Below are 1,464 nucleotides of genomic sequence, written 5' to 3'. Positions count from 1 at the left end.
CGCAAGCGTTGATTCGCCTAACTTTTTAGCCGTTAGGCTTTTATATTTTCCTCCACTATGAAATAATAAATGTTACCACACAAAATAATAAAACATAGGGAGGAGAACAAACATGTTTTGTCTTAATAAAATTAAACAACTAAATATTTTTGAACAGATATCTGAATTAAAACACATGACTACTAAACAACCCGTAGGGTTCATTGATTTACTTGCTAATAATTTTGACATTAATATCTTTATTCCTAATTCATTTAAAGAACACTATTATTCTGATTTAGGAAAAGATAGAAAATATGAACTTTCTTCTGTATTATCAGCTCTACTAATCATGCAAATATTTCATATACCTACTACTGTTTTATTAACCGTTTTTCTTATTTTTTCTACTGAAATAAGGGAATTCTGTGGCTTTTACAAATCAATACCTGATGAATCATTTTTCAGTAGATTTAAAACTACGTTTGAAAGTGATCTTGGTAATTTATTTGACTCAATGGTTCTTAAAGTCATTGATATCTGTGAAGATATTAATAATAATCTTCCAGATAATTCACCTGAGAAAAACCTTAATTCTAAGCTTATATATGATACTTCAGGCTTAAAACCAAAAGTTAAAGAAAATAATCCTAAAACACTTGTATCTGAAGTCAATAGACAAAAATCTTATGCTAAAGCTACAAATAAACAAAATTTCAATCCTTATGCTGCCGCATATAAGAATATGCCTAAATTTGCACAAGCTAATCCCAATATAAAATTAGATTTTGTTAATGGACATTTCGGTTACTTCTACAAATTTGGTCTTTTAACTAATGGTTGGGGCGTTCCTTTAAGTATAAAATTCTTTGATGAAGATTTTTATAAATCCATCGATAAAAAAGAATTTGATACACCAGAAGAACAAAAATATTTCTATGATAATGCCTCATTGAAACCAGTTATTATGCCCTTTTTGCAAACTCTAAAAACTAACTCTAGTTTTAGATTTAAAACTTTTCTTGGTGATTCAGAATTCGATAGTTATGATAACTTTGGTTTACTTAAACACTTAGAATTTAAAAAAGTCTTTATTCCTCTTAACACTCGAAATCAATCTAATAATAAAATTGGAGATTTAGAGTATGATGTTGAAGGTATTCCTCTTTGCCCTTTAACTAAAGAACCCTTTAAATCAGAAGGTCCTTGTAAAGGTAAAAACAGAAGCTTAAGATTTAAATTTACATGTCCAAAATCTCGTAGAGATAAACAAGGTAAATGCTATCACACATGTGAAAACCCATGTACTAATAATAAAAGTGGTCGTATGACATATGTCTATCCCGATAAAGACTTTAGGCTTTATCCTGGTGTTCAAAGAAATTCTTCAGAATGGGATGAAACATATCCTATTCGTGCATGTATTGAGAGATCTATAGCTTCTTTAAAATGCAATCCATGCATTGAACACCCAAGAACAGTAAA

The 1,464-nt window shown here is 29.2% G+C and carries 1 protein-coding gene; it reads left to right on the top strand.

Annotation, left to right across the window (positions count from 1 at the left end; all coding sequences use genetic code 11):
• Positions 1–112: 112 nt before the first annotated feature.
• On the top strand, positions 113–1,464 hold a 1,352-nt coding region (locus EG57_RS0223385; protein ID WP_032079502.1), incomplete at its 3' end, for a transposase.

This window comes from Clostridium drakei (assembly GCF_000633595.2).
In the GTDB taxonomy this organism is placed as follows: Bacteria; Bacillota; Clostridia; order Clostridiales; family Clostridiaceae; genus Clostridium_AM; species Clostridium_AM drakei.
Note: the sequence above shows the minus strand (reverse complement) of the source record. Positions and strands in the feature narration are given on the sequence as shown.